General features: G+C 42.0%; 2 protein-coding genes. Both read left to right on the top strand.

Translation table 11 applies throughout. From position 1 onward, the window contains the following. Positions 1 to 537: 537 nt before the first annotated feature. Complete coding sequence (locus BCT49_RS02425; protein WP_102434005.1) at positions 538 to 1218, top strand: inovirus Gp2 family protein; 681 nt, start codon at positions 538 to 540, stop codon at positions 1216 to 1218. A gap of 60 nt (positions 1219 to 1278) precedes the next feature. Then, on the top strand, positions 1279 to 1959 hold the full coding sequence (locus BCT49_RS02420; protein ID WP_102434004.1) for an inovirus Gp2 family protein: 681 nt from the start codon (positions 1279 to 1281) through the stop codon (positions 1957 to 1959). Positions 1960 to 2070 lie beyond the last annotated feature (111 nt).

Below are 2070 nucleotides of genomic sequence, written 5' to 3'. Positions count from 1 at the left end.
TCATTTTATTTCTCTCACTTAACTTGCTTGTAACCGTAATCCGATGATTAGTAGGTAATTATCGGTTTTTTATTTTCACCTTTTATGTGAGTAAATTCCAGAAATAAAAATGTATGAACCGTGGTTTTTGACAATGAATGAGGATGCGTTGAGTCGTTTTGGCGTGATGGATTGTTTTTGAAGTAGTGTGCCTTATCGAGATCTCTCTTCATTAACTAGCTCAACAAACTGTCATTTAACTTGTAACTGACTTGGATTCGAGAGTGAGTGAGCTGATATCGATTTTCCACAGTTCAGTGCCTAGGCGTTGATGGTTAACTAGTATTTGTTCCGCCATACGGACAGGAAATGTATACGTAAAGGTTTTTTGCATTGTCTGTCTGGTTAGTATTATTACGTTAATAACTAAACATCTACCATACCTAGTACACGACTACATCATCACGTATCCCTGAGTCACACCAAGTGACTCACAGTACACCATTATAAATAACGGCATCGACCTATCTATGAACCTCAACATAGGAATAGATAGCAATGAATGTACGTTCTCGAAAAAACAAAAACCTTAGACTCACCATTAAGAAAACCTTTCTTGGTCATCCTATCCAGACGGCACACGGTCCACTGTACCTCGACTACTTAGAAATAATGCACGCCACCATTGAACGAGCATTAGATGACTATCCTCGTCTTATGGCTATCCGTGTAGATTTGAGATTTCCAAAGCTAAGAGCCAATGAAGAATGCGGTAATGTCATCACCGATTTTATCCGCTCGTTACAGTCTCAGATAGCTTACTCTGGCAAGCGAAAAAAAAGACAAGAGGGTGGTAGGGTTCATCCCTGCAAAGTTCGAAATGTGTGGGTTAGAGAGCGCTCTACCTCAATGAATGATCACTATCACTTATTACTCATGTTCAATAAGGACAGATTTAACTGGTTGGGACAAACTCAAACGCCAAATGATAATTTAGGCTCCTTTATCGTGGAGGCATGGGCGAGAGTCGTCGGTGTTGATTATGAAGAGGCAAATGGATTAGTACATTTCTCAAAGAGAAAGAATAGTGACAGCGTGGTTATTCATCGCTTGAACCGTAACTCTGATGACTTTGACGACGTGTTTGATGAGCTATTTAAGCACATTAGTTATTTAGCCAAAGAAGACACGAAACACTTTGGTAGCGGTAGACGGAACTTCGGCCATAGTCATAAGTAGTTTAAAAATTACGGTAGTGACAGTTCCTGTGGGATTAACAACAAACCACAGGATACTAGAATGCCAAACCAACTCAACGCCACTCAACATCACTCAGAAGCGTCTAACCACCTCACCGTCAGTCATGACCGAACGTTTAATGAAAAGCCACTCTACTACCACGAGGGTGGTCTTATCCTTGAGTATTTGGAGGATATCGATCAAGTACTGACTGAAGCACTAAATCAATATCCGAGACTCTTTGCTGTTCACCTCAACCTAAATCTACCGATTCACTTCAGGGGCGATTACCTAACGGTGTTTGCCCATTTCCTTCGGACTCTCGAATCGGAGACTAATGAACTCTGTAAGGACAAATACACCAATAACACCTATCAACATCCACGAACGGTGTTCCGCTATATCTGGGCGAGGGAGTGTGACTCCACTAGCCAGTATCATCTTATCTTGCTCTTTGATAGAGAGCTCTTCCAAAGCTTAGGAACTGGTCGAGATAGTTGGGGGCGTTTTCTCTACAAAAAAGTAAGAAAGACATGGGATAGGGTGGTGGAAGAACACTCTAACCAACGATGCTCAGGATTAGCGTATTCCCCTAACAATGAAGGTTTTGAGCTTTTATCCGACACAGAAATGTTCCCGCTCCAGCTAAACGAGTTCTTCTATCGAATGAGTCGTCTCGCGAAGCCCACCACCAAACACGGCGATAACCGTAGTATGAGTTTTGGTTGCAGTCGTCGATAACCTAAAAAATTACACCACAAGCAGTACTTATGTCATTCAACTAGCCATAGGTACTGTCTCATGCCCCACACTCCCCATACACCAGCAATAACCCATTCCACCACCTTTAAC

It is taken from the genome of Vibrio lentus (genome assembly GCF_002875945.1).
Taxonomy (GTDB): domain Bacteria; phylum Pseudomonadota; class Gammaproteobacteria; order Enterobacterales; family Vibrionaceae; genus Vibrio; species Vibrio apostichopi.
The sequence above is the reverse complement of the archived record's forward strand: the minus strand, read 5'-3'. Positions and strand labels throughout refer to the sequence as shown.

Excerpts from the sequence above, each read along its gene's own strand:
- BCT49_RS02420 (WP_102434004.1), top strand. The coding sequence starts at position 1,279 with ATGCCAAACCAACTCAACGCCACTCAACATCACTCAGAAGCGTCTAAC.
- BCT49_RS02425 (WP_102434005.1), top strand. The coding sequence starts at position 538 with ATGAATGTACGTTCTCGAAAAAACAAAAACCTTAGACTCACCATTAAG.